The sequence below is a fragment of the Streptomyces sp. CWNU-52B genome, from assembly GCF_047444975.1.
Lineage (GTDB): Bacteria > Actinomycetota > Actinomycetes > Streptomycetales > Streptomycetaceae > Streptomyces.
This window is the reverse complement of record NZ_JBLFJV010000047.1, coordinates 143,668-164,969: the sequence shown is the minus strand read 5'-3', so window position 1 is coordinate 164,969 and position 21,302 is coordinate 143,668. Positions and strand designations below refer to the sequence as shown.

Here is a 21,302-nt window from a genome sequence, read left to right as displayed (position 1 = left end):
ACCCCGGAACCCCGAGGTCCACCCCCTCCCTGATGCTAAGCGGGCATCACGCCGCCATCGTCACCGCGGAGTCTGCCCGCTCCGCCCGCCGGAGCAACTCCGCCGCGAGGAGTCCGCCCAGGAGCACGGCCACCGCGCCCACCGACTGGCTGGTCTCCAGGCCCGACGCGAACCCGTCCGTGATCCGCGCACGCTCGTCCGCCGAGCCGGCCGCCGCGAGCGTCGCCGGCAGCGAGGCCGCCGCGAACGGGATCAGCGCGGCGAAGCGGGCGTTGAGCACCGCGCCGAGGACCGCCACCCCGAGGCCGTTTCCGAACTCGGCCAGCGTGCCGTTGATGCCCGCGCCCACGCCCGCCTTCTCCGGCGGGATCGCGCTCATGATGGCGTACGCCATGGCGGGGTTGGCGATCGCGCAGCCCGCGCCGATGAGCAGCAGGCCGAGCAGCGTCCCGGCGTACCCGTTCGCCGTGAGGGTCGCGATGGACACCAGGCCGCCCGACATCAGCACCATGCCGAGGGCGATCGAGACCGGTGTGCCGAGCTTCGCCGTCCACTTCGCGGACAGCCCGGTGAAGTTGAGGGTCACCACGGTCAGGGCGAGCGGCGCCGTGCGCAGACCGGCCTCCAACGGCCCGTACCCGAGGACGAACTGGAGGTGCTGGGTCAGCAGGAAGAGCGCGCCGCCCATCCCGAAGGTGATCAGTACGGCCCCGGCGACCGCCCCCGTGAAGCGCCGGTCCCGGAAGAAGCGCAGGTCCAGCATGGGATACGGGATCCGGTTCTCCCAGTACACGAAGAGGGCCAGGACCAGCAGCGCCAGGGCCGCCGTGCCGAGGACGCGGCCGGAGGTCCAGCCATGTTCCGGGCCGGAGATGATCGCGTACACGAGGGCGGTCATGCCGATCGTGGAGAGCAGCGCGCCGAGGAGGTCGGGGCGGTCGCCCCGCCCTGGGGGTCCGGGGGTCGCTCCCCGGGAAGATACAGCCTTGGACTCCGGTACGAGGGCGATCACCGCGCAGAGTGCCAGCGCCACCACCGGCAGGTTGACCAGGAAGATCGCGCCCCACCAGTAGTGGTCGAGCATGAACCCGCCGAGCAGCGGGCCGGCCGCGAAGCCGAGGGCGTTGACGGCGCTCCAGATGCCGATGGCCCTCGGCTGCTCCTCGGTGGTGAAGATCTGCATGGCGACGGCGAGCGTGGTGGTGAGCAGGAGCGCGCCACCGACGCCCATGCCCGCGCGGGCGGCGATCAACTGCCCGGTGGTGTCGGCGAGTCCGGCGGCCAGCGAGCCGGCGCCGAACAGGACGAGCCCGGCGACCAGCATCTTCTTGCGGCCGTAGCGGTCGGCCGCGCTGCCGGCGCTGAGCAGCAGGCCCGACTGCACGAGCGAGTACGCGTTGATCATCCACTGGATGTCCGCGGTGCCCGCGCCGAGTTCCTCGGTGAGGGAGGGGATCGCGACGTTCAGCACGGTGTTGTCCAGCAGGACGGTGAGCTGCGCGAGGCAGATGACACCGAGGATCAGCCACCGCTGGGGATGACCTGACCGGTCGGACCGGTCGTGCGAGGTTGGCATGCTTTACACCGTAGAACAGCTCTCGTACGGCGTACAACACAGACGGGAGTGGGGGTGGAGGCACGCTCGCCTCCACCCCCACCCCCACCCTGCCCCGGCCAGGGCCAACCGTCAGCCGTCAGCCGCTGGTGGGCTGCGTCAGGTCGTAGAACGTCGACGAACCCACCGTCACCTCCTTGTAGTTCTTCTCCACCCACTCGCTGATCCGGGTCGCCGTGCCGGAGCTGTCGCCGCCGCCACCGCCGCCCATGGAGCCGGAGGAGATGAAGTAGTGGATCTTCCCGTCCGCCACGTACTTCTTGAACTGGGCCAGTGTCGGCGACGGGTCGCTGCCGTTGAAGCCGCCGATCGCCATCACCGGGTCGCCGGTGGAGAGCTGGTAGCTCGCCGCGTTCTGCGCTCCGACGGCCGCCGCGGTCCAGGTGTACTGAGCCGAGTTCTTCTCCAGGAGCGCCTTGGCCTCGGAGCTGACCGTCGCGCCGTTGAGCAGACCGCCCATACCGCCACCACCGCCGCCCCCGCCCGTGCCGCCGCCGTCACCGGCGCCGCCACCCGGCTGGGTCTGGCCGTTCTGACCATTCTGGCCGGTCTGGCCGTTGCCGTTCTGGTTCTGGCCGCCGCCGGGGAAGCCGCCCGCCGGGGGCTGGCCCATGCCGCCGCCCTGCTGGTTCTGCCCGGTGCCGCCCCGCTGGCCCGGCATACCGCCGCCGCCTCCGGGGCCGCCGCCCATGCCGCCACCGCCGCCCGGACCACCGCGACCGCCCGAGACCGTGGGCCCCGCCGTGACGATCGAACCGCTGTGGCCCTCGTTCAGCGTGGTGAGCGTGTACGCCGTCGGGCCCGCGAGGGACGCGACGAAGCTGAGCCCGACGACCGCCAGGGCGAGCCTGCGCCCGAGCCGCGCGACGAAGATCAGGCCGAGCGCCGCGACCAGGCCGCCGACCAGGACCAGCCACTTCAGCCAGGGCAGGTAGTCGGAGGAACGGTTCAACAGGACGTACCCCCAGACCGCGGTGGCCGTGACTCCGGCCGCCATGGTGAGCGAGACCCACATCCGGCCGCGCTCCTCCCACAGCACGCTCGCGCCCATGCCGACCACGGCGGCGACGTACGGGGCGAGGGCCACGGTGTAGTACTCGTGGAAGATGCCCTGCATGTAGCTGAAGACCAGCATGGTGATGAGCAGCGAGCCGCCCCAGGCGAGGAACGCGGCACGGGCCGTGTCGGTCCGGCGCGCCTTCCAGGTCAGGGCGATGCCCGCGGCGAGCACGATCAGCGCGGCCGGGATCAGCCAGGAGATCTGGCCGCCGATGGAGGAGCTGAACATCCGGTCCCAGCCGGTCTCGCCCCAGCCGCCGCCCCCGGCTCCTCCGCCGCCGCCTCCGACGCTGCCGGTCTCCTCGCCGTTGATCCGGCCGAGTCCGTTGTAGCCGAAGGTCAGTTCCAGGAAGGAGTTGTTCTGGGAGCCGCCGATGTAGGGGCGGGAGGAGGCGGGCCACAGCTCGACGGCGGCCACCCACCAGCCACCCGCGACGATCATCGACAGGCCCGACAGGAGCACCTGGCCGATGCGCCTGCGCAGGGTCGTCGGCGCGAAGACCACGTAGATCAGCGCGAGGGGCGGCAGGATCAGGAAGGCCTGGAGGGTCTTCACCAGGAAGGCGAGACCGACGGCCGCACCGGCCCACACCAGCCACTTCGTCCGGGCCTTCTCCATGGCGCGCAGCACGCAGTAGACCGTGGCGGCCATCAGGAGCGCGAGGGCCGCGTCCGGGTTGTTGAAGCGGAACATCAGCGCGGCGACCGGCGTGAGCGCGAACACCGCGACGGTGAGGAAACCGGCCCCGGCGCGGAACCGGCGGCGCACGGCCCCGTACAGCACGCCGGCCGTGGCGACGGCCATGAGGACCTGCGGGAACAGGATCGCGAAGGAGTTCAGGCCGAACACCCGTACCGACAGGGCCATCGGCCACAGGGAGGCCGGGGGCTTGTCGACGGTGATGGCGTTGGCCGAGTCGAGCGAGCCGAAGAAGAGGGCCTTCCAGGACTGGCTGCCGGCCTGGGCTGCCGCGGAGTAGAACGAGTTGGCGTACCCGGAGGCCGTGAGGTTCCAGGTGTACAGCGCGCCGATCAGCAGCAGCGTGCCGAGGAAGGCGGGGCGCACCCACCGGTTGTCCTCGGGCCGCCCGCGCCACAGTCTGCGCGCGAAGGGCTGCTTGGGTCCTGCGTCCTCGGGGCCTGCGACCGGCTCCGCCGGAACAGCGGGTTCCGGAACTACTGATTCCGGAACGGCCGTTCCGTCGGACGGCCGCACGCCCTCGTGCTGAGTGGTCGTCATCGCGTACCCCTCGGATCGTGATCGTCCGGGCGCACCGGCTGCATCTGCATGGTCGCGTCCCCCCAGTTCTGGTGGTCGTACGGAGCGTCGGCGGTGGCCGAGCCGTAGGTGTCGGCGGTCGACGTGCCGTAGGTGTCGGCGGCCGACGCGCCGTGGCCGTACGGGGACCGCGGCGCCGTCGCGTAGACGGACGACGCCGGTCCGGCCGGCACGGCCGACACATTCGGCATGCTCGGCATATTCGGTACGGCGGGTGTGTGCGAGGCGACGACGGTCGACGGTGACGTGTCGTGCCGGTCGGGGAACACCCAGGCCCGGAAGAGCAGGAACCGCAGCACGGTCGCCGCGAGGTTGGCGACGACCAGGACCGCCAGTTCGGTGGAGTGCGCCGGCTCGTCCGTCGCCGCGTTCAGGGCGGCGAGCGAGCCGCTGGTCAGGGCGAGCCCGATGCCGAAGACGACCAGGCCCTGCGCCTGGTGCCGCACCGCGCCGCCCCGGCTCCGTACACCGAAGGTCAGCCGGCGGTTGGCCGCGGTGTTGGCGACCGCCGACACGAGCAGGGCGAGCGCGTTGGCGATCTGCGCCCCCGAGAACGTACGGAAGCCGCTGTAGAGCACCAGGTAGAACAGCGTGGACAGGGCGCCCACGACACAGAACCCGACGAGCTGGCGGGCCAGGCCCTTCGGAACGCCGCTGATCTCGCTCTCGCGCGGGTCGTCGCCGAACGGCCGGGCGAGCCGGTCGAGGGCCAGTGAGCCGGTGGCGAGGGCGCGTCCCACGCGCCACACGCCCTTCAGGTCGTCGGTGGCGGTCTTCACGATGTGCACCGTCGAGTCCGGGTCGTCGACCCAGTCGACCGGCACCTCGTGGATGCGCAGCCCCGCCCGTTCGGCGAGCACCAGCAGCTCGGTGTCGAAGAACCATCCGCTGTCCTCGACGAGCGGCAGCAGCACCTGCGCGACATCGCGCCGGATCGCCTTGAAGCCGCACTGCGCGTCGGAGAACCGGGCCTGCAGCGAGCCCCGCAGGATCAGGTTGTACGTACGGGAGATGAACTCCCGCTTGGCACCCCGCACCACCCGTGAACTGCGGGCCAGCCGCGAGCCGATCGCCAGGTCCGAGTGACCGGAGATCAGCGGGGCGACCAGCGGGAGCAGCGCGTTGAGGTCGGTGGAGAGGTCGACGTCCATGTAGGCGAGGACCGGGGCGTCCGAGGCGGACCAGACGGTGCGCAGCGCCCGGCCGCGGCCCTTCTGCTCCAGCCGGTACGACCTGACCTCGGGCAGCTGGGCCGCCAGCCGCGCCGCCACCAGGGGAGTGGTGTCCGTGGACGCGTTGTCCGCGACGGTGATGCGGAACGCGTACGGGAAGGTGCGGGACAGGTGCTCGTGGAGTCTGAGCACACACGGCTGGAGGTCCTTCTCCTCGTTGTAGACGGGGATCACTACGTCCAGGACAGGCGTACCGGCATTTCCGGCCGGGAGGTGCTCCCGCGCCGGCAAGTTGCCGGGAGAAGGTTCGGTTCGCATGACGACGACTGTCGTCAAGCGCCCTGTTGCACCCATGTGGTCGTGCTGTGCTGTGCCTGTGAGTACGGTTTTGAATGTGTTTCGGAAATGAACGCCTCATGAGAATGGGGCGCTTGAGGGGCCGGCGCGGGCAGATGCACGGTAAAGACGGTGTGGCCCGGCACGCTGTCGACAGTCACCGCGCCGCCGTGCGCGGCCGCGACGGCCTGCACGATGGCGAGCCCGAGCCCGGTGGAGCCGGAGGCGCGCGAACGGGACGAGTCGCCTCGCGCGAACCGTTCGAAGACGTGCGGCAGCAGGTCCTGCGGAATGCCCTGGCCGTCGTCCTGGACGTCCACGCACACCCAGGCGCCCTGCCTGCGCACGCGTGCGGTGACCGTGGTGCCCGGCGGTGTGTGGGTGCGGGCGTTCGCGAAGAGGTTCACCATGACCTGCTGGACGCGGGCGGCGTCCGCCAGGACCAGCGCGGGCTCGTCGGGCAGTTCGAGCCGCCAGTTGTGCTCGCGTCCGGCCGCGCGGGCGTCGCTCACGGCGTCCACGACCAGCGGGGAGAGGTCGGTGTGCTCGTAGCTCAGCGGCCGTCCCGCGTCCAGGCGCGCGAGCAGCAGGAGGTCCTCGACCAGGCCCGTCATCCGCCCGGCCTCGGACTCGATCCGGCCGAGCGCGTGCCGGGTGTCGGGCCCGGTCTGCTCGCGCCCGCGTCTGGTCAGCTCGGCGTATCCGCGGATGGACGCGAGGGGCGTACGCAGCTCATGGCTGGCGTCCGCCACGAACTGCCGTACGCGCGTCTCGCTCTCCTGGCGCGCGTGCAGGGCGCCGTGGACGTGGTCGAGCATGCGGTTGAGCGCGGCGCCGACCTGCCCGACCTCGGTGTGGGGGTCGGTCTCGGACTCGGCGACCCGTTCGTCGAGGGTCACCTCGCCGGTGTGGAGGGGCAGTTCGGAGACCCGGGTGGCGGTGGCGGCGACCTTGCGGAGGGGACGCAGGGCGACGCTCACGATCGTGGCCCCGGCGAACGAGGCCGCGATGAGACCGGCGACGGTGACGCTGACCTCGACGAGGATGAGGGTGTTGAGCGTGGTGGTGACGTCCTCGGTGGGCACGCCCACGTAGAACGAGCCGTTGTCCCCCGTCTGGAACTGGACGTGGTAGTCGCCGAGGCCCGGCAGGGTGACCGTGTGCGGCTTGCCGTCCTGCGGCACACCGGCGAGCACGGACCGCTGCGCCGAGGTGAGCGGCTGGGGGTCGACGTCCGGTATCCCGTCGTCGCTCTTGGTCTTCTTGCCGACCTGCGCCTCGGTGATGCTGCCGCCCGTGACCTCCGCGGCCACCGTGCCGCTGGGCTGCGGGCCCTGCAGGACGAACTCCGACAGCGACTTCTGCGGTTTGCCCTGGCCACCGGGGTCGGGCCGGTCGCCACCGGGCTTCAGCGGCCCCGCCGCCCTCATGGCGGCGTCGGCCAGCGTGTCGTCGAGCTGCTCGTACAGGTGGGAGCGGAGCGCGATCGTCGTGACCGTGCCGATCACCGCGCACACCACCGCGATCAGCGCGACCGCCGAGACGACGAGCCGGGTCCGCAGGGTCCGAGGCTGTCGGCGTCGCTGCGGCCTCGGCCGTCGTCGCCCGCTCACGACGTGGCGGGCTTGATCAGATACCCGGCGCCGCGCCGCGTGTGGATCATCGGCTCGCGACCGGCGTCGATCTTGCGGCGCAGGTACGAGATGTAGAGCTCGACGACGTTGGCCTGGCCGCCGAAGTCGTACGACCACACGCGGTCGAGTATCTGCGCCTTGCTGAGCACCCGGCGCGGATTGCGCATCAGGAACCGCAGCAGCTCGAACTCGGTCGCGGTGAGGTGGATGCCGTCGCCGGAGCGCGACACCTCGTGGCTGTCCTCGTCCAGGGTGAGGTCACCGACGACGAGCACCGACTCGGAGCGCCGGTCGGCGGCGCCGGAACGGCGGATGAGGCCGCGCAGCCGTGCCACGACCTCTTCGAGGCTGAAGGGCTTGGTGACGTAGTCGTCGCCGCCGGCCGTCAGACCCGCTATCCGGTCCTCGACCGCGTCCTTCGCGGTGAGGAAGAGAACGGGCACGTCCGGCAGGTCCCGGCGCAGCCGCCCGAGGACGGCGAGACCGTCCATGTCCGGCAGCATCATGTCGAGGACGACGGCGTCGGGCCGGAACTCACGGGCGGCCTGCACGGCGCCCGTCCCGTCGGCCGCGCTGCGGATCTGCCACCCTTCGTAGCGAAGGGCCATGGACAGCAGCTCGGTGATCGACAGCTCGTCGTCCACGACGAGCACGCGGACGGGGCTCCCGTCCGGCCTCAGCAGTTCGGTGCGCCCCTGGGGCGAGGTCGTGGTCATAGCCGACACACTGCTGGGCCGCCCTGAGAGCACGCTTTCGGGAACCTATGAATTCCCTGAGAAACACACAGCAGCCTCTCAGGGAACACATGGGAACACATGGGAACACGCGGGACCGCATGGGACCGCATGGGACCGCATGGAGGAGGGTGGAGGAGGGTGGAGACTCCGCAGCGCCGAGTGGCCCCCTTGGGCAAAGGTCACCAAAGGTCACAGGTCACTCGGTCAGCCCGAACAGCCGCGCCCCGTTGTCGTGGCACACCGCCCGCAGCCACTCCTCTCCCAGCCCGAGCTCCTCCAGCACCCGCAGCTGGTGGACGTACGGGTAGGGGATGTTGGGGAAGTCGGTCCCGAGCAGAATCCGGTCGCCGAGGCCGGAGAGGCGAGGCAGCGCGCGCCGGGGGAACGGGGCGAAGCCCTCGCTGAACTCGGTGAACGCCATCGTCGTGTCCAGCCGGACCTCCCGGAACCGCTCGGCGAGGTCGAGGAAGTCCTCGTACTCCGGCATGCCGAGGTGCGCGAAGACCAGCCGCAGCCGCGGATGCCGCGCGAGCACCCGTCCGATGGGCTCAGGGCCGGTGAACTTGCCCGGCGAGGGCCCGGAACCGCAGTGGATCACGACAGGGGTCCCCGCCTCGGCGAGCACTCCCCAGGCCGGATCGAGCAGTTCGTCGGCCGGGTCGTACGCGCCGACCTGGACGTGTGCCTTGAAGACCCGGGCGCCGTCGTCCAGCGCCCCGCGCACGTACGCCGCCACGCCCGGCTCCGGGAAGAGCGTGGCCGTGTGGAGGCAGTCGGGGGTGCGGCGGGCGAAGTCCACGGCCCACTGGTTCAGCCACTCGGCCATGCCCGGTTTGTGCGGGTACAGCATGGCGGTGAAGGCCCGCACACCGAACTCCCGCAGCAGTGCGACCCGTTCGCCCTCTTCGGCCCGGTAGGTGATGGGCCACTCGACGCCGCCGGTGAGCGGCCCGAGCGCGTCGAAGTACGCCCAGACCTTCCTCAGGACCGACTCGGGCATGAAGTGGGTGTGGACGTCGACGAGCCCGGGAGTCCCGAGCGCTTCCCAGAACCGCCGTACGTCACCGGCGTCGTCGCGGACCGCGGGACTGCCCTCGGCGTCCACCTCGGCACGCACCGCGTCAGCCATCCCTTCGCCCGACTTCCTGGTTTCGGACGGTGACGGACAGCCCGCCGGGCGACCCCGCGTGGTCCGTCCCGAGGTATCCCGGAATGGACTTGACCAGCTCCTCCATCCGCTCGGCGGTCGCGCCGTACTCGCCGCCCTCGCCGACCGGCATGACAGCGGGAGATACGGCAGAGGCGGGAACAGGCAAGGGCTGGGCGACAGGCGCCATGGGCTGATGGCTCATGTCGCCCACTCTCGGTCCGGCCGACGCACCAAGTCCAGGGTCTTTACCGAGGGACACCCCAAGGGTTCGATCTCTTGACCACTCGACCACGGGGCCGCCCACTCAGAAGAGCCCGTCCTGCACCCCGCCGAACTCCCGCACAGGAACACTGACGCCTCCTCCCCGCTCCCCGCTCTCCCCCGAGCCCGGACCCGTGCCTGTGCCCGGCTTGGTCAGCTCCCACCCCCGCATGAGCCGTGTATCGAGCACGACGACCCCGCGCCCGGTCAGCAGATGCAGATCGGGCCCGGCGGCGGCGACCAGCTCTCCCCGCACGACACCGCCGGGCACGAGCTCCCCGACGACGGCAACGGCCGGCGGAAGCCCGTCGAGCCCGAACACGCCCCCGTGATCGACGGCCTCGAACGGCATCCGCGCCAAAGCCTCCGGCCACCGGTCCAGCCCCACGGCCCGCGCGTGCAGCTCCCGCACCTCCGCCGCCCGGACCCCGGCCTCCGGCAGCGCGCTCCGGACGGCCCGCTTGGCGTCGTACGCGATACGGTCCGGCACCCCCAGCGCCGTACGCAGCAACTCCTCACTGCGCCGGGCGGCCATCAACGGCCCCTGCCCCAGCCAGGTGAAGACGACGGCGCCCTGCTCCAGCAACCGGACCGGCCCCCGCTCGACGGCGGTGATCCCGACCTTGACCATCCCGGGTCCGAACCAGGCCAGATAGACGGAGTAGGGCCGGGGGTCGTCGGCGATGGTGTCGGCGGCGACGGAATGGGCCCGGTCGAGCCGCGAACACTCCTCGCACCGCGCCCCGACACTCCGCCCGGACACCGCGGCCCCCACCGCACACCCGTTCCCACGGGCTCCCACACACCGCCGCGTCCCCTCGCCCACGACGGCGAACGCGACCTGCTTCCCCCACGGCAACGCACTACGCCGCCCCCCGTCCCACGCCAGCACGGGCTCCCGCCCGTCCCACCGAACCCCCGCGCACTTCCACACTTGAACCATCACGACGAGCCTAGAGGCCACCACTGACAACGGAACGCCCACAACGCCAAAGGGCTCGTGACACGATCACGCGAATGAGCCCCGGTAGTCGTGTCGTGGTGGGGCATGGGAGACCGGTCGCGGCACCCCCTTTCGCGCGGACGTGGGAGCCGTCCACGCACGCGCGGGACCAGTCGAGTTCGCCGGCCGCGTTCAGCTCGGCAAGCAGGAGACGATGCAGTTGTCCTGTTACGAGCTCTCTAGAAGACTCTCTGAGCGTTCAATGGCTTCGGTGTCCGATTGTGCTGAAGCTGCCACGCCTCAGGCGTGACAGGCGTGTAGAGGTTGACGAGAGATCCGTCCGGGTCGCGGACGAGAGCCGACACATTGCCCCACGGCATCACGGTCGGAGGCTGAACGACATCGAGCTCGTCGCCGAACTCGGCAGCAAGCCCTTCGTACACAGCGCTGGTGTCCTCGACGAGGAACTCGACGATCGCGCTGCTGTTCGCGCCCCCGCGGGGCGTGCCGGTGGTGATGAAAGCGACGCGGGCGGATCCGCTGACGGCGAAGGTGGCAGAGGGGGTCACCAGTTCAACGAAGTCCTCGGTCAGGTACTGCGGGGTCGCGCCGGTGAGGACCTCATAGAAGTGGACGAGCCGTGGAACGTCCTCGGTGATGACGCGAATGGAGGCGAGCTGAACTCTGGGTGCGTTGGTCATAGGGCGAACCTAGAGTCAATACAGGTCACTTTCCGCCCGGAAATGCTGGATCATTACGCGTATGGCCCGACCGACCGCACGAGTACTGGCTCTGCTGGAGTTGTTGCAGGCCGGAGGAACCCGCACCGTCGTCGACCTCGCCGAGCGACTCGGAGTCGATCAGCGCACTGTGCGTCGTTACGTTGAGCAGCTACGCGAAATGGACATCCCGGTGGACGGGGTCCGCGGCCGCTACGGCGGCTACCGTCTCACCCGCCACTACCGCATGCCGCCGCTGATGCTGACCGACGAGGAAGGCCTTGCCGTGGTGTGGGCTTTGCTGGTCAGCCACCACGCGCACAGTGGCCCGGCAACCCCGCTCGCGCTGGAGACGGCCACGGCCAAGGTGCGCCGAGTGTTGCCCGCCACGCTCGCACGGCGCATCGACGCGGTGCTTCAGACAGTGGACTTCACCGACGGGCAACGCCCAGGCGCGGAAGACCACGACGCCGGACCCCGCGGCGATGACAAAGGTGCCCAGACACTGCTCGGATTGGCTGAGGCGGCACGAGATCAGCACCCGGTTGCTTTCGAATACCGGACCCGCCAGGGACATACGGCGACGCGGCACGTACAGCCGCACGGCGTAGTGGCACACCGAAACCTGCTCTACCTGACCGGCTTCGACGCTGACCGGCAGGCGCTGCGTACCTACCGCCTGGATCGGATGACCGGTCTACGGCCTCTGCCGGGCACCTTTGCCGCGCCTACGAACATCGACCCGGCAGCGCTGCTTTTCGGGCCCCTGTCCGCGGCACCTTCACTCCACGACGTCTCATTCCTTGTCCGCGCTGACCCAGCCCATGTAAGGCGCTGGATCCCGGAGACGCTTGCGTCGGTGACGCCGGCGTCCGCTCCCGATTCCGCGGAGGGCCCAGACTGGCTGGAGGTGTTTTTGCGTGCCGAGCACCTCGAGTGGGTCGCCGGCACTCTGGCCATGCTGGACCGGCCCTTCATCATCCAACAGCCGGAAGCCCTCAAGACAGTGGTTCTCACACTCGGACGCCGACTGACCGAGAACTCCACCTGAGCGCTGTCACGTAAGAGCTCCTGACACGATCTTGTTGAAGTTTCCTGGTCGGGCGGGAGCGACGTGATGATTCGGCCGTTCAGGATGGTGTGAGCGCTCGGCCATGGATCGTGGACGACGACTTGTGGGCGCTGAGTGCAATCTCTACAGCCGCAGGTCTCGGCCGGCGCATGCGGCCGCCTTCGGTCCAGGGCTCCGCCAGCCGTTGCGCCGAGTGGATAAGGAGTCCGGCTGGGCCAAGACCTTCACCGATCCCCGGCTCTGCGGCGCCATCGTCGACCGCCTCACCTTCGGCAGCAACATCATCGAGACCGGAACCGACTCCTACCGCCTTGCCCAGACCCGCGCCCAACAGGCCGCAGGCCAACCGTCTTCGCCTCTTCCCGTCCCCGTGGCGTCGGACCACATCGCAAGCTCTTTTCCCGGCAATGACACGAACCGCCAACCTCCCGGCGCCCGCAAGGCCCTGCAGGACATCTACAACGCCGAAGACCGCGAGCACGCCGTCAAGGCGGTCGCCACGTTCGACAAGACGTACGGCTCGAAGTGGCCCAAGGCCGTCAAGAAGATCACCGACGACGTCGATGAGCTGCCGGCGTTCTACGGCTTCCCCGCGGAGCACTGGGTTCACCTGCGCACGACGAATCCCATTGAGCCGACCTTCGCGACCGTGCGGCTGCGGACCAAGGTCACCAAGGGAGCGGGCAGCGCGGCCGCCGCTCTCGCGATGGTCTTCGAGCTCGTCGAGTCCGCCCAGCAACGTGGCGAGCCGTGAACGCACCCCACCTCGTCGCACTCGTCCGGGCCGGAGCCCGCTTCGAACGCGGCCACCTGAGAGAGCATCGTGGCCGAGCCAGGGCGCGGCCGACTTGAGTCAGCCGGCCGCTTCGACGTACGACGCCAGGTTGGCCAGCGAGGAGGCGATCCCAGCTTCGTGGTCCGCTCGGTCGATGCCGGGTGGTACGTCCGTGGCAGTGACGGTCACCTCGGTCCCGTCACCGGCGGCGGCGAGGTGCCAGGTCATCGTCATGGTGCCCGCGTACGACGGGTCGTCGGCCTCGAACACCGCCCGCTGCACCACGCGCTCCGGTGGCACCAGGTCGGCGAACCCGACGTCGACGACATCCGTCGCGTCAGAGGTCTTGCCGGGGCTGTCGGTGGAGTCGAGGTAGGTGAGGATCATCCGGAACCCGCCGCCAGGCCGGGGATCCCACCGCTCGACCCTCCCGCGCATGCCGTCCGGCGGCAGCCAGGCCTCGAGCGACTCCCGGTCGAGGAGGGCGTCGTAGACAGTCGCCGGTGGTGCCGCGATCACCCGGCTGGCACGGTCGGTCCTGCTCATGGCCCGATCCTAGGACCAAATAGGACCAAAGAGGTTCCGCTGAGCCCATACTCATCGAACGACCCATCGAAGAAGCCAGCCAGGAATCAGGACGCGACCAACAAGTCGCATGACACGCCGATCCACAGGCCTTGACCATTCCTCGGCAGCGGCTCGATCAGCATCCACAAGTCGTCATCCACCGTTCATGGCCGAGTACTCACACTCTCCCGAACGGCCGAATCATCCCATCGGGCACGCCCGACCAGGTCACCTCAACAAGATCGTGTTACGAGCTCAAAGGCCCCGCCGGGCGAACCGGCGGAGCCTTTGACCTGTGTGCACTCGGCAGGATTCGAACCTGCAACCTTCTGATCCGTAGTCAGATGCTCTATCCGTTAAGCTACGAGTGCTTGTGTGTTTTGTTGTCTTCGCTCTTCCTTCCGGGTTTTTCTACCCGGTCGGCGTTGCGGGAACAACATTACATGACTGGCGGCGTGAGGCGAAATCCGTTTGCCGGACCCTGCCTGACCTGCGAAAACGACCCTCCGACGGACCCTCGCGAGACCCCGTGAAGCGCCGGGAACGATCAAGGGGCGATCAAGAGACGACCGAAGCCCCGGTCACGGGTGACCGGGGCTTCGTGATCTTCTGCGGAGGCGGAGGGATTTGAACCCTCGATGGGATTTGCGTCCCAAACCGCATTAGCAGTGCGGCGCCATAGACCGGACTAGGCGACGCCTCCAGCACAACCGTCCGCGCGAGCGCGAATGGTGCGTGCAGATGATGACACAGCCGAGTGGGCCGTCACCAATCGCTCCCTACGGTACTAGGCGGAAAGGTCCGAGGGCAAAGCCGATGTCTGCGGCGCATCGTCACCGGGCGGACGGCGTTAGAGCAGTGGGGCACGCACGTGCCCCGTTCCTCGCTTGCCCGTTCCCCTCCCCCTCCCCGTCCCCGTCCCCGTTCCCGTTCCCGTTCCCGTTCGCCGTTCGCGAGTTCCTCGTGAATCCGCCTGCATCCCGTGGAGCCCCCATGCCCGTGCTGCGCCGCATCGCCCTCACCGTCGTCACCTCCGCCGCCGCGTCCCTCGCCGCGCTGTCCGCCGCGTCGCCGGTTGCGTACGCCGATTCGTTTCCCCTCATGCCGGTACCGCTGCCCCTGCCCATGCCGGCGAACGGGGCGGACGGCGGCGACCACCTCACCGTGACGGTGAGCAAGGCGGGCGGAGGCAACGACGGGACGTTCGAGCTCGACTGCCATCCGGCGGGCGGCAGCCATCCCGACGTCCTCGCCGCCTGCGAGCGGCTGGACCGCAACACCTCGTGGGGCAAGAGCCCGTTCGCGCCGGCGCAGGACGGCGGGATGTGCACGATGCAGTACGGCGGTCCGGCCACCGCGCACGTCACCGGTACCTGGGCCGGCCGCCCCGTCGACGCGACGTACCAGCGTGAGAACGGGTGCGACATCGCGCGTTGGGACGCCCTCGTGCCCGTACTGCCCGATCTCGGCGCATAGGACCCGCTTCGGCGGGAGACACACCCGGAGGAGGACACGCGCCTCGACAGGCACGGCGTATACGGGCGGAAGGACACGGAAGGACGCGTAAGGGCACGGGCACGGTGGGCTCATGAGTTCGGTCGGCGACCGGGGGCCGCGAAACACACGGTCACAGGTTCTCCGTGTCTTCTGCGTGCGTTCTGCGTCCCCTCTACGTGCGACCTCCCTCTCATCCGGGGCCGCCGGCGCAACCACTGCCCGTAGACTCCCTCGCGTGACACGTCGCGGACCCGTTGGCAAGATGGCTACCGCGGTCGGCAAGGTGCGGTAACAGGGAGGAAGCGCTCGTGAGCAGCAGGCCATCCCGAGGCGCTGCTCGCCTCGCAGCCATACTCGACGCTCTTCCCGACGCGTTGGTGCTGGTCAACGCCAATGGAACGGTCGTCAACGCCAACACCATCGCCCTGGAGGCCTTCGAGGCCCCGGGCACCGCGCTCGTGGGGCGCGGACTGCTCGACCTGCTGCCGCAGTTCGACTCCCGGCTCATCCCCGGCACGATGCGGCGGCCCGAGACCGTCGACGACAGCGGACGCACCCGCCCGACCCGGATGATCGCCCGCCGCACCGACGGCAGCGAGTTCCCGGTCGAGGTCACGAGCGCCAACCTGGAGAACGCGCAGCAGGCGTACGACGGTTACGGCTACACCGGCGACGAGCTGCTGATGCTCGTCGTGCGCGACCTCTCCGGCACCGTCGACACGGAGGCCGAGCTCGCGCGTTCGCAGCGGCAGACGGAGATGATCCTGCGTGCCGCCGCGGAGGGCGTGGTGGGCACGGACACCGAGGGACGGGTCGTCCTCGTCAACCCCGCCGCCGCCCAGATCCTGGGTTTCCGGGCCAGCGACCTCGGTGGGCAGGAACTGCACCCGCTGATGCTGCACTCGCGCGCCGACGGCGAGCCCTTCCCGTACGAGGAGTCGCCGCTCGCCGACACGCTGCGCTCCGGACGCAAGCACCGGGTGCGCGGCCAGGTGCTGTGGTCGAAGAGCGGCGACCGGGTGCCGGTCGACCTGACGACCGCGCCGGTACGGGACGGCGACCAGCTCGTCGGGGCCGTGATGACGTTCACGGACCGGCGGCCGTACGACGCGCTGGCCGAGGAGAAGGACGCCGAGGCCGAGCGGCATCAGCAGGAACTCACGCAGGCCGCCGAGGCGCACGCCGAGGAACTGGCCTCGCTCCGGGAGGAACACGCCCGGGTCCTCGCCGAGCTGCGCGAGCAGCAGGCGGAGGAACTGGCCGCCGGGGACGACCGGTACGCGGCCCTCGGTGAGCGCGAGAAGGACCGCTACGAGGCACTGTCCGCGCGGCACGAACAGCTCCTTGCCGTCCTGGGGCGCTCCCTGCGCGGACCGCTCGACCAGCTGCGCGGTGAACTCGCCACCCTCGCCGCGGACGACGCCGGGCAGTTGTGGCCCGAGGCCAACCAGGTGCTGCACCACCTCGCGGCCGGCTACGCGCGCATCACCACACTCGTCGACAACGTGCTCGAGTACCAGCGCCTCGATTCGGGCACCGAGGGCGTCACCCGTACGAAAGTGATGCTGGACGCGGTCGTCGCCGCCGGTGTCGACGGAGCCGTCGAGCTGATCGGGCCCGGCCGGGTGCAGTTCGCCGTGCACGCGCCGCCCATCGAGGCCGAGGTCGACCCGCAGCGCCTCGCGGCCGCGCTCGCGCACCTCATCGCGGATGTCGCGGGCGTCGACTCGACGGGCAACTCGCCGGCCTCGGCCGGTGGCTACATGGACAACACGGTCGTCGTGGCGGCCGCGCAGCGCGGTGAGGTCGTACGGATCGAGGTGCGCGGGCCGTATGCCGGGGGAGACCCGGTGCACGAGCCGATCGTGCGTGGCATCGTGCGCGCACACGGCGGAGTGCTGCAGACGCACGAGGTCCCCGGGATGAGTGGCAGCGCGTTCGTTCTCGAAGTGCCCATCGGGGGCGGCGCCGGGTCCGTCCCGGCCGTCGCTCCGGGTGCGGCCTCGGGCGTGGTCGCGGTCGCGGGTACGGGTGCGGGTGCGGGCATGCCCGAAGGCGTCGCTCCGGGGATGGCCCCGGGTATGGATCCCGGTACGGGGCTGGGGCCGCCGGGTGTGATCTCCGGTGGCGGTCCGGCCGGGGCGACGGGAGCCGGCGGGGTCGGTTCCGCGCTCGCGTTGCCCGGACAGGCCTCCGCGCCTTCCCCACCTTCCGCGCCTTCCCCGCAGTCGGGCGGGCGGCGGCGGGCTCGGCGCGCGTCCGTCGACGCGTTCCTGGAGAGCGAGGTCGGTCCCTCCACGGAGAAGGCCGCGCCCACCGGACGGCGCAGGCGCGCCGCGGGAGACGCCGGAGACGCGGGGCAGCCTGCCGCACTGCCTGCTCAGGTCTCCCCGAACGAGGGCGGCGGCCACGGCGGTTCCGAGGGCAACGACGGGACCGGCCGCAGGCGTGGGCTGCCGCGGCCCGTCGAGGGCGGCGTCTCCGAGGGCGCGGTGGTGACCGCCGCCGAGCACGCGGCCGGTGCCGCGGCCACGGGGCTCGGAGCGACCGTGCCTCCGCAGGGCGTACCCGCACCGGCCGGTGGACGGCCCGCACTGCAGGACGGCGGCGGCCGACAGGCCCTGCCGGCCGCACTGCCCGCGGCTGCCTCTCCCGCTCAGGCTCCGGACGCGAGTGCGGGGACGAGCACGGGGACCAGCACGGGTGCGGACATGGGTGCCGACGGGAACACCGACGGTGGCGGAGCCCAGCCGACCGGACGCCGCCGGCGTGCGCTGGCCGCCGCGGCGGAGCGAGCCGCGGCCCAGGAGGCAGGGCCTCGCGCGGTGTTCGCACTGCCGCCCGCCGAGGCGGACCGCTCTCCCGAGTACGCCGCCGCCCAGTACGCCGCCGGACGCCACGACGTGGCCATGCAGGACCCTGCCGACGACCACACGCCTCCCCAGCCGCACCCGGTGCAGGCACCCGGCGGACGTCGACGGGCCCGGCAGGGTGAGGGCACAGGTGCGGGTGATGTGACGGCCGGAGGTGGAACCGTGGGGGTTCCCGCACGGCAGCCCCTGCCAGGCGCGCTGCCCCCCGCCCAAGCCGTCCCCGGACAGCCCGGGCCCGGTCAGGGTCAGAGTCAGGCCCTCCCGCCGCAGGCAGTTCCCGGTCAGGTCGCCCCCGTCGGTCTCGCGGGGCCCGCGGCGGCCCCCGCCACGCCTGCCCAGGGCACTCCGGCGGCCGCAGGGCTCGCTCAGCCGCTGCCGCAACCCCAGACACCGTTGCCCCCTGTCCCTCAGACCCCCGCGGCCGGGACTCCGGCCGGGGACGGCACCGCGCCCCCTCAGCCGTGGCCGGGCACGGCCGACACGTCGGCCGCACCGGAGCCCGTACCGGCTCCTGCTCCTACCCCTGCCCCTGTCCCCGCTCCGGAGCAGCCGCGCGTCGCGCAGCCTCTGCCGGCGGAGGCCGCGGCGCCGCCCGTCGACCCCAACTCGACCCAGGGCCGGGCGATCAGCGTCCGTACGCTCGGGCAGGGTGTCCCGTTCGGCCGCCGCATGATCGACGCCCAGCAGCCCGGGCCCGGCCGGACGGCTCCTCCCGCACCACAAGGACAGGCACAAGGACAGGCGCAGGGACAGGCGCAGGGACAGGGCCAGCAGGCTCGGCAGGCCCAACAGCAGGCACAGCCCGCGGCGCAGGCAGGAGCCGCGCCGCAGCCCCAGGCCCCCACGCCGCCCCCGCACGCGACCAACGGATCAGGGCGGCGCCGCAAGCTCGGCACCCGCACCGACCCCGCCGCCGAGCAGACGGACACGGCGACACGCTCGCACCAGGGGAGCGGGGGACAGCAGTCCCGGCTCGCCCACACCACCGAGGGCACCGGCCGCTCGTACGCCATAGGAGCACCGGACGAGAACGCCGACGAAGGGCCCGAGCCGCTCGACGGTCCAGGCGGCGCGGTGGAGGTCGCGAACCAGACCCACCCCCAGCCGATGGACGACGAGCTGCCCCCGGAGCCGCTGGACAACCCGCGTCGGCTGCTGGTCTGGCCCGCGCCGGACATCACCACGCAGCAGGCACTGAGCGACCGCGGCTACCGGCCCGTCATCGTCCACTCGCGCGAGGAGGTCGACGCTCAGATCGCCGCCTTCCCGGCCGCGCTGTTCGTCGACCCCCTCACCGGCCCGATCACCCGCACCGCGCTCCAGTCGCTGCGTCAGGCCGCCGTCGCCGCCGAGGTGCCGGTCCTGGTGACGGCGGGCCTCGGCCAGGCGACACGCGAGGCGGCGTACGGCGCCGATCCCGCCGTGCTCCTCAAGGCGCTGGCGCCGCGCGACAGCGAGCAGCACCCGCCGCGCGTTCTCCTCATCGAGGAGCACGCGGAGATCGCACTCGCGCTGACGTCGACGTTGGAGCGGCGCGGGATGCAGGTCGCGCGGGCCACGTCCGACGAGGACGCGGTCACGCTGGCCGGGCAGATGCGGCCGAACCTGGTGGTGATGGACCTGATGCAGGTACGCCGCCGACGCGCCGGGATCGTCGACTGGCTGCGCGCGAACGGCCAGCTCAACCGCACGCCGCTGGTCGTCTACACCGCGGCCGTCGACCAGACCGAACTGCCCCGGCTGGCCGCGGGTGAGACGGTGCTGTTCCTGGCCGAGCGGTCGACGAGCGCCGAGGTGCAGGACCGGATCGTGGACCTGCTGGCCCGGATCGGCACGAACTGAACGTCCGTACACGCGGATTGGGGCACTGTTTCACGTGAAACAGTGCCCCAATCCGCGTACCGCACCAAACGGCACTAAACATCGCTAAACAGCGCCGAACATCCCAGAAGAGGTCCGGCGTCAGAGGCGCGTGACGTCCAGCTCGCCCGCCGCGTACTTCCTGCGCAGCACCTTCTTGTCGAACTTGCCGACGCTCGTCTTCGGCACCGCCTCGATGATCGTCCAGCGCTCGGGGAGCTGCCACTTGGCGATCTTGCCCTCGCTCGCGAGGAAGGACCGCAGGGCGTCGAAGTCGGCGCCCGCGCCCTCCTTCAGCACGACCGTGGCGAGCGGACGTTCGCCCCACTTGTCGTCCGGTACGGCCACGACCGCGGCCTCGGCGACATCGGGGTGCGCCATGAGGGCGTTCTCCAGGTCGACCGAGGAGATCCACTCCCCGCCCGACTTGATGACGTCCTTGGCGCGGTCGGTGAGGGTCAGGAAGCCGTCGGAGCTGATCGTGCCGACGTCACCGGTCTTGAGCCAGCCGTCCTCGCTGAACTTGTCGTCGGGGCGCAGGACGTCGGCGCCCTGTCCGCCGTAGTACGCGCCCGCGATCCAGGGACCCCGCACCTCCAGCTCGCCCGCGGACTCACCGTCCCACGGCAGCCGCTCGCCGCCAGGACCGGTCAGCCGTGCCTCGACACCGGCCGCGAACCGCCCCTGGGTGAGCCGGTAGGCGAACTCGTCGTCCGTGCCCACCGCACGGGCCGGCGGCCGCGCGACCGTTCCGAGCGGGGAGGTCTCCGTCATGCCCCAGGCGTGGCAGACCCGCATGCCCAGCTCGTCGAACGCCGTCATGAGGGCGGGCGGACAGGCGGAGCCGCCGATGGTGACCTGGGTCAGCGAGCTCACGTCACGCGGCTTGGCCTTGAGCTCCGCGAGCAGACCCTGCCAGATGGTGGGAACGGCGGCCGCGTGGGTCGGACGCTCGCTCTCGATCATCTGGGCGAGCGGTGCGGGCTGCAGGAAGCGGTCCGGCATCAGCATGTTCACGCCGGTCATGAACACCGCGTGCGGCAGGCCCCACGCGTTCACATGGAACTGCGGAACCACGACGAGCGACGTGTCCTGGTCCGTGAGGCCCATGGACTCCGTCATGTTGACCTGCATCGAGTGCAGATAGATGGAGCGGTGCGAGTAGACGACGCCCTTGGGGTCGCCGGTCGTGCCGGAGGTGTAACACATGGCGGCGGCCTGGCGTTCGTCCAGCTCGGGCCAGTCGTAGCTGTCCGGCTTGTCCGCGATCAGGTCCTCGTACTCGTGCACCCGGACGGTCGCCCCGTCGAGCAGCGAGCGGTCGCCGGGGCCGGAGACGACCACGTGCTCGACCGACTTGAGGTGCGGGAGCAGCGGCGCGAGCAGCGGCAGCAGCGAGCCGTTGGCCACGACCACCCGGTCGGCGGCGTGGTCGACGATCCAGACGAGCTGCTCGGCGGGCAGCCGGAGGTTGAGCGTGTGGAGGACCGCACCCATGGCGGGGATGGCGTAGTACGCCTCGACGTGCTCGGCGTTGTTCCACATCAGCGTCGCGACCCGGTCGTCGTCCCGGACTCCGAGGTCGTCGCGCAGCGCGTGCGCCAGCCGGGCCGCCCGTGCCCCGATCTCGGCGAACGAGCGGCGCTGCGGCTCGCCCTCGCCGGTCCAGGTGATCACCTGAGATGAGCCGTGGATCGTCGACCCGTGGGTCAGGATCCTGGAGATCAGCAGCGGTACGTCCTGCATCGTGCTC

Annotated in this window: 14 protein-coding genes, 2 tRNA genes and 2 pseudogenes; 5 read left to right on the top strand and 13 right to left on the bottom strand. The window is 71.0% G+C overall.

The genetic code is table 11. The annotated features are described in order from the left end of the window. Window positions 1–46: 46 nt before the first annotated feature. The 9 genes from ACLVWQ_RS32035 to ACLVWQ_RS31995 all read right to left on the bottom strand — a co-directional run bounded on the left by ACLVWQ_RS32035 (window position 47) and on the right by ACLVWQ_RS31995 (window position 10,887). Window positions 47–1,576, bottom strand: a complete 1,530-nt coding sequence (locus ACLVWQ_RS32035; RefSeq protein WP_414112730.1) for an MFS transporter — start codon at window positions 1,574–1,576, stop codon at window positions 47–49. Window positions 1,577–1,694: 118 nt separating this feature from the next. After that, window positions 1,695–3,914 (bottom strand): ArnT family glycosyltransferase, encoded by a 2,220-nt coding sequence (locus tag ACLVWQ_RS32030; RefSeq protein WP_414112729.1) that lies wholly within the window; start codon window positions 3,912–3,914, stop codon window positions 1,695–1,697. Then, window positions 3,911–5,443 (bottom strand): glycosyltransferase, encoded by a 1,533-nt coding sequence (locus ACLVWQ_RS32025; RefSeq protein WP_414112728.1) that lies wholly within the window; start codon window positions 5,441–5,443, stop codon window positions 3,911–3,913. The genes ACLVWQ_RS32030 and ACLVWQ_RS32025 overlap by 4 nt, the downstream gene beginning before the upstream one ends. Window positions 5,444–5,457: 14 nt before the next feature. Beyond that, window positions 5,458–7,074 (bottom strand): sensor histidine kinase, encoded by a 1,617-nt coding sequence (locus tag ACLVWQ_RS32020; RefSeq protein ID WP_414112727.1) that lies wholly within the window; start codon window positions 7,072–7,074, stop codon window positions 5,458–5,460. Then, window positions 7,071–7,811: a response regulator transcription factor gene (locus ACLVWQ_RS32015; protein ID WP_414112726.1), complete on the bottom strand. Its 741-nt coding sequence runs from the start codon at window positions 7,809–7,811 to the stop codon at window positions 7,071–7,073. Before ACLVWQ_RS32015 ends, ACLVWQ_RS32020 begins: the two co-directional genes overlap by 4 nt. Before the next feature lie 217 nt (window positions 7,812–8,028). Next, window positions 8,029–8,961 (bottom strand): amidohydrolase family protein, encoded by a 933-nt coding sequence (locus tag ACLVWQ_RS32010; RefSeq protein WP_414112725.1) that lies wholly within the window; start codon window positions 8,959–8,961, stop codon window positions 8,029–8,031. Then, a complete protein-coding gene (locus tag ACLVWQ_RS32005; RefSeq protein ID WP_414112724.1) occupies window positions 8,954–9,184 on the bottom strand; it encodes a hypothetical protein in 231 nt (76 codons plus the stop codon). Before ACLVWQ_RS32005 ends, ACLVWQ_RS32010 begins: the two co-directional genes overlap by 8 nt. A 102-nt stretch (window positions 9,185–9,286) precedes the next feature. Beyond that, window positions 9,287–10,186 carry a DUF2797 domain-containing protein gene (locus ACLVWQ_RS32000; protein ID WP_414112723.1) on the bottom strand — a complete coding sequence of 300 codons (900 nt, stop codon included), beginning with the start codon at window positions 10,184–10,186 and terminating at the stop codon, window positions 9,287–9,289. Between the two features lie 239 nt (window positions 10,187–10,425). After that, on the bottom strand, window positions 10,426–10,887 hold the full coding sequence (locus tag ACLVWQ_RS31995; protein WP_414112722.1) for a VOC family protein: 462 nt from the start codon (window positions 10,885–10,887) through the stop codon (window positions 10,426–10,428). Between the two features lie 61 nt (window positions 10,888–10,948). Here ACLVWQ_RS31995 and ACLVWQ_RS31990 point away from each other — a divergent pair, with 61 nt between their 5' ends. From ACLVWQ_RS31990 to ACLVWQ_RS31980, 3 genes and pseudogenes are all read left to right on the top strand, one after another. After that, window positions 10,949–11,956 carry a helix-turn-helix transcriptional regulator gene (locus ACLVWQ_RS31990; RefSeq protein WP_414112721.1) on the top strand — a complete coding sequence of 336 codons (1,008 nt, stop codon included), beginning with the start codon at window positions 10,949–10,951 and terminating at the stop codon, window positions 11,954–11,956. A 103-nt stretch (window positions 11,957–12,059) separates the two neighbouring features. After that, window positions 12,060–12,293 (top strand): annotated as a pseudogene (locus ACLVWQ_RS31985) (ATP-binding protein); the annotation flags it as partial. A gap of 111 nt (window positions 12,294–12,404) precedes the next feature. Continuing rightward, window positions 12,405–12,829, top strand: a pseudogene (locus ACLVWQ_RS31980) (transposase); the annotation flags it as partial. A gap of 1 nt (window position 12,830) precedes the next feature. Here the strand turns inward: ACLVWQ_RS31980 and ACLVWQ_RS31975 are convergent. The 3 genes from ACLVWQ_RS31975 to ACLVWQ_RS31965 form a co-directional block, all read right to left on the bottom strand. Beyond that, complete coding sequence (locus ACLVWQ_RS31975) at window positions 12,831–13,298, bottom strand: SRPBCC family protein (RefSeq protein WP_414112720.1); 468 nt, start codon at window positions 13,296–13,298, stop codon at window positions 12,831–12,833. 319 nt (window positions 13,299–13,617) lie between these two features. Then, window positions 13,618–13,690, bottom strand: a tRNA-Arg gene (locus ACLVWQ_RS31970). Window positions 13,691–13,931: 241 nt separating this feature from the next. After that, window positions 13,932–14,022 (bottom strand) — tRNA-Ser (locus ACLVWQ_RS31965). Window positions 14,023–14,312: 290 nt separating this feature from the next. On the opposite strand from ACLVWQ_RS31965, the gene ACLVWQ_RS31960 reads away from it, so the two are divergent. Then, window positions 14,313–14,795, top strand: coding sequence for an SSI family serine proteinase inhibitor (locus ACLVWQ_RS31960; RefSeq protein WP_414112719.1), 483 nt, complete (start codon window positions 14,313–14,315; stop codon window positions 14,793–14,795). A 329-nt stretch (window positions 14,796–15,124) separates the two neighbouring features. Next, a complete protein-coding gene (locus ACLVWQ_RS31955; protein ID WP_414112718.1) occupies window positions 15,125–19,531 on the top strand; it encodes a PAS domain-containing protein in 4,407 nt (1,468 codons plus the stop codon). 120 nt (window positions 19,532–19,651) lie between these two features. Here ACLVWQ_RS31955 and ACLVWQ_RS31950 read toward each other — a convergent pair whose 3' ends face one another. Then, window positions 19,652–21,295 carry a long-chain fatty acid--CoA ligase gene (locus ACLVWQ_RS31950; RefSeq protein ID WP_414112832.1) on the bottom strand — a complete coding sequence of 548 codons (1,644 nt, stop codon included), beginning with the start codon at window positions 21,293–21,295 and terminating at the stop codon, window positions 19,652–19,654. Window positions 21,296–21,302 lie beyond the last annotated feature (7 nt).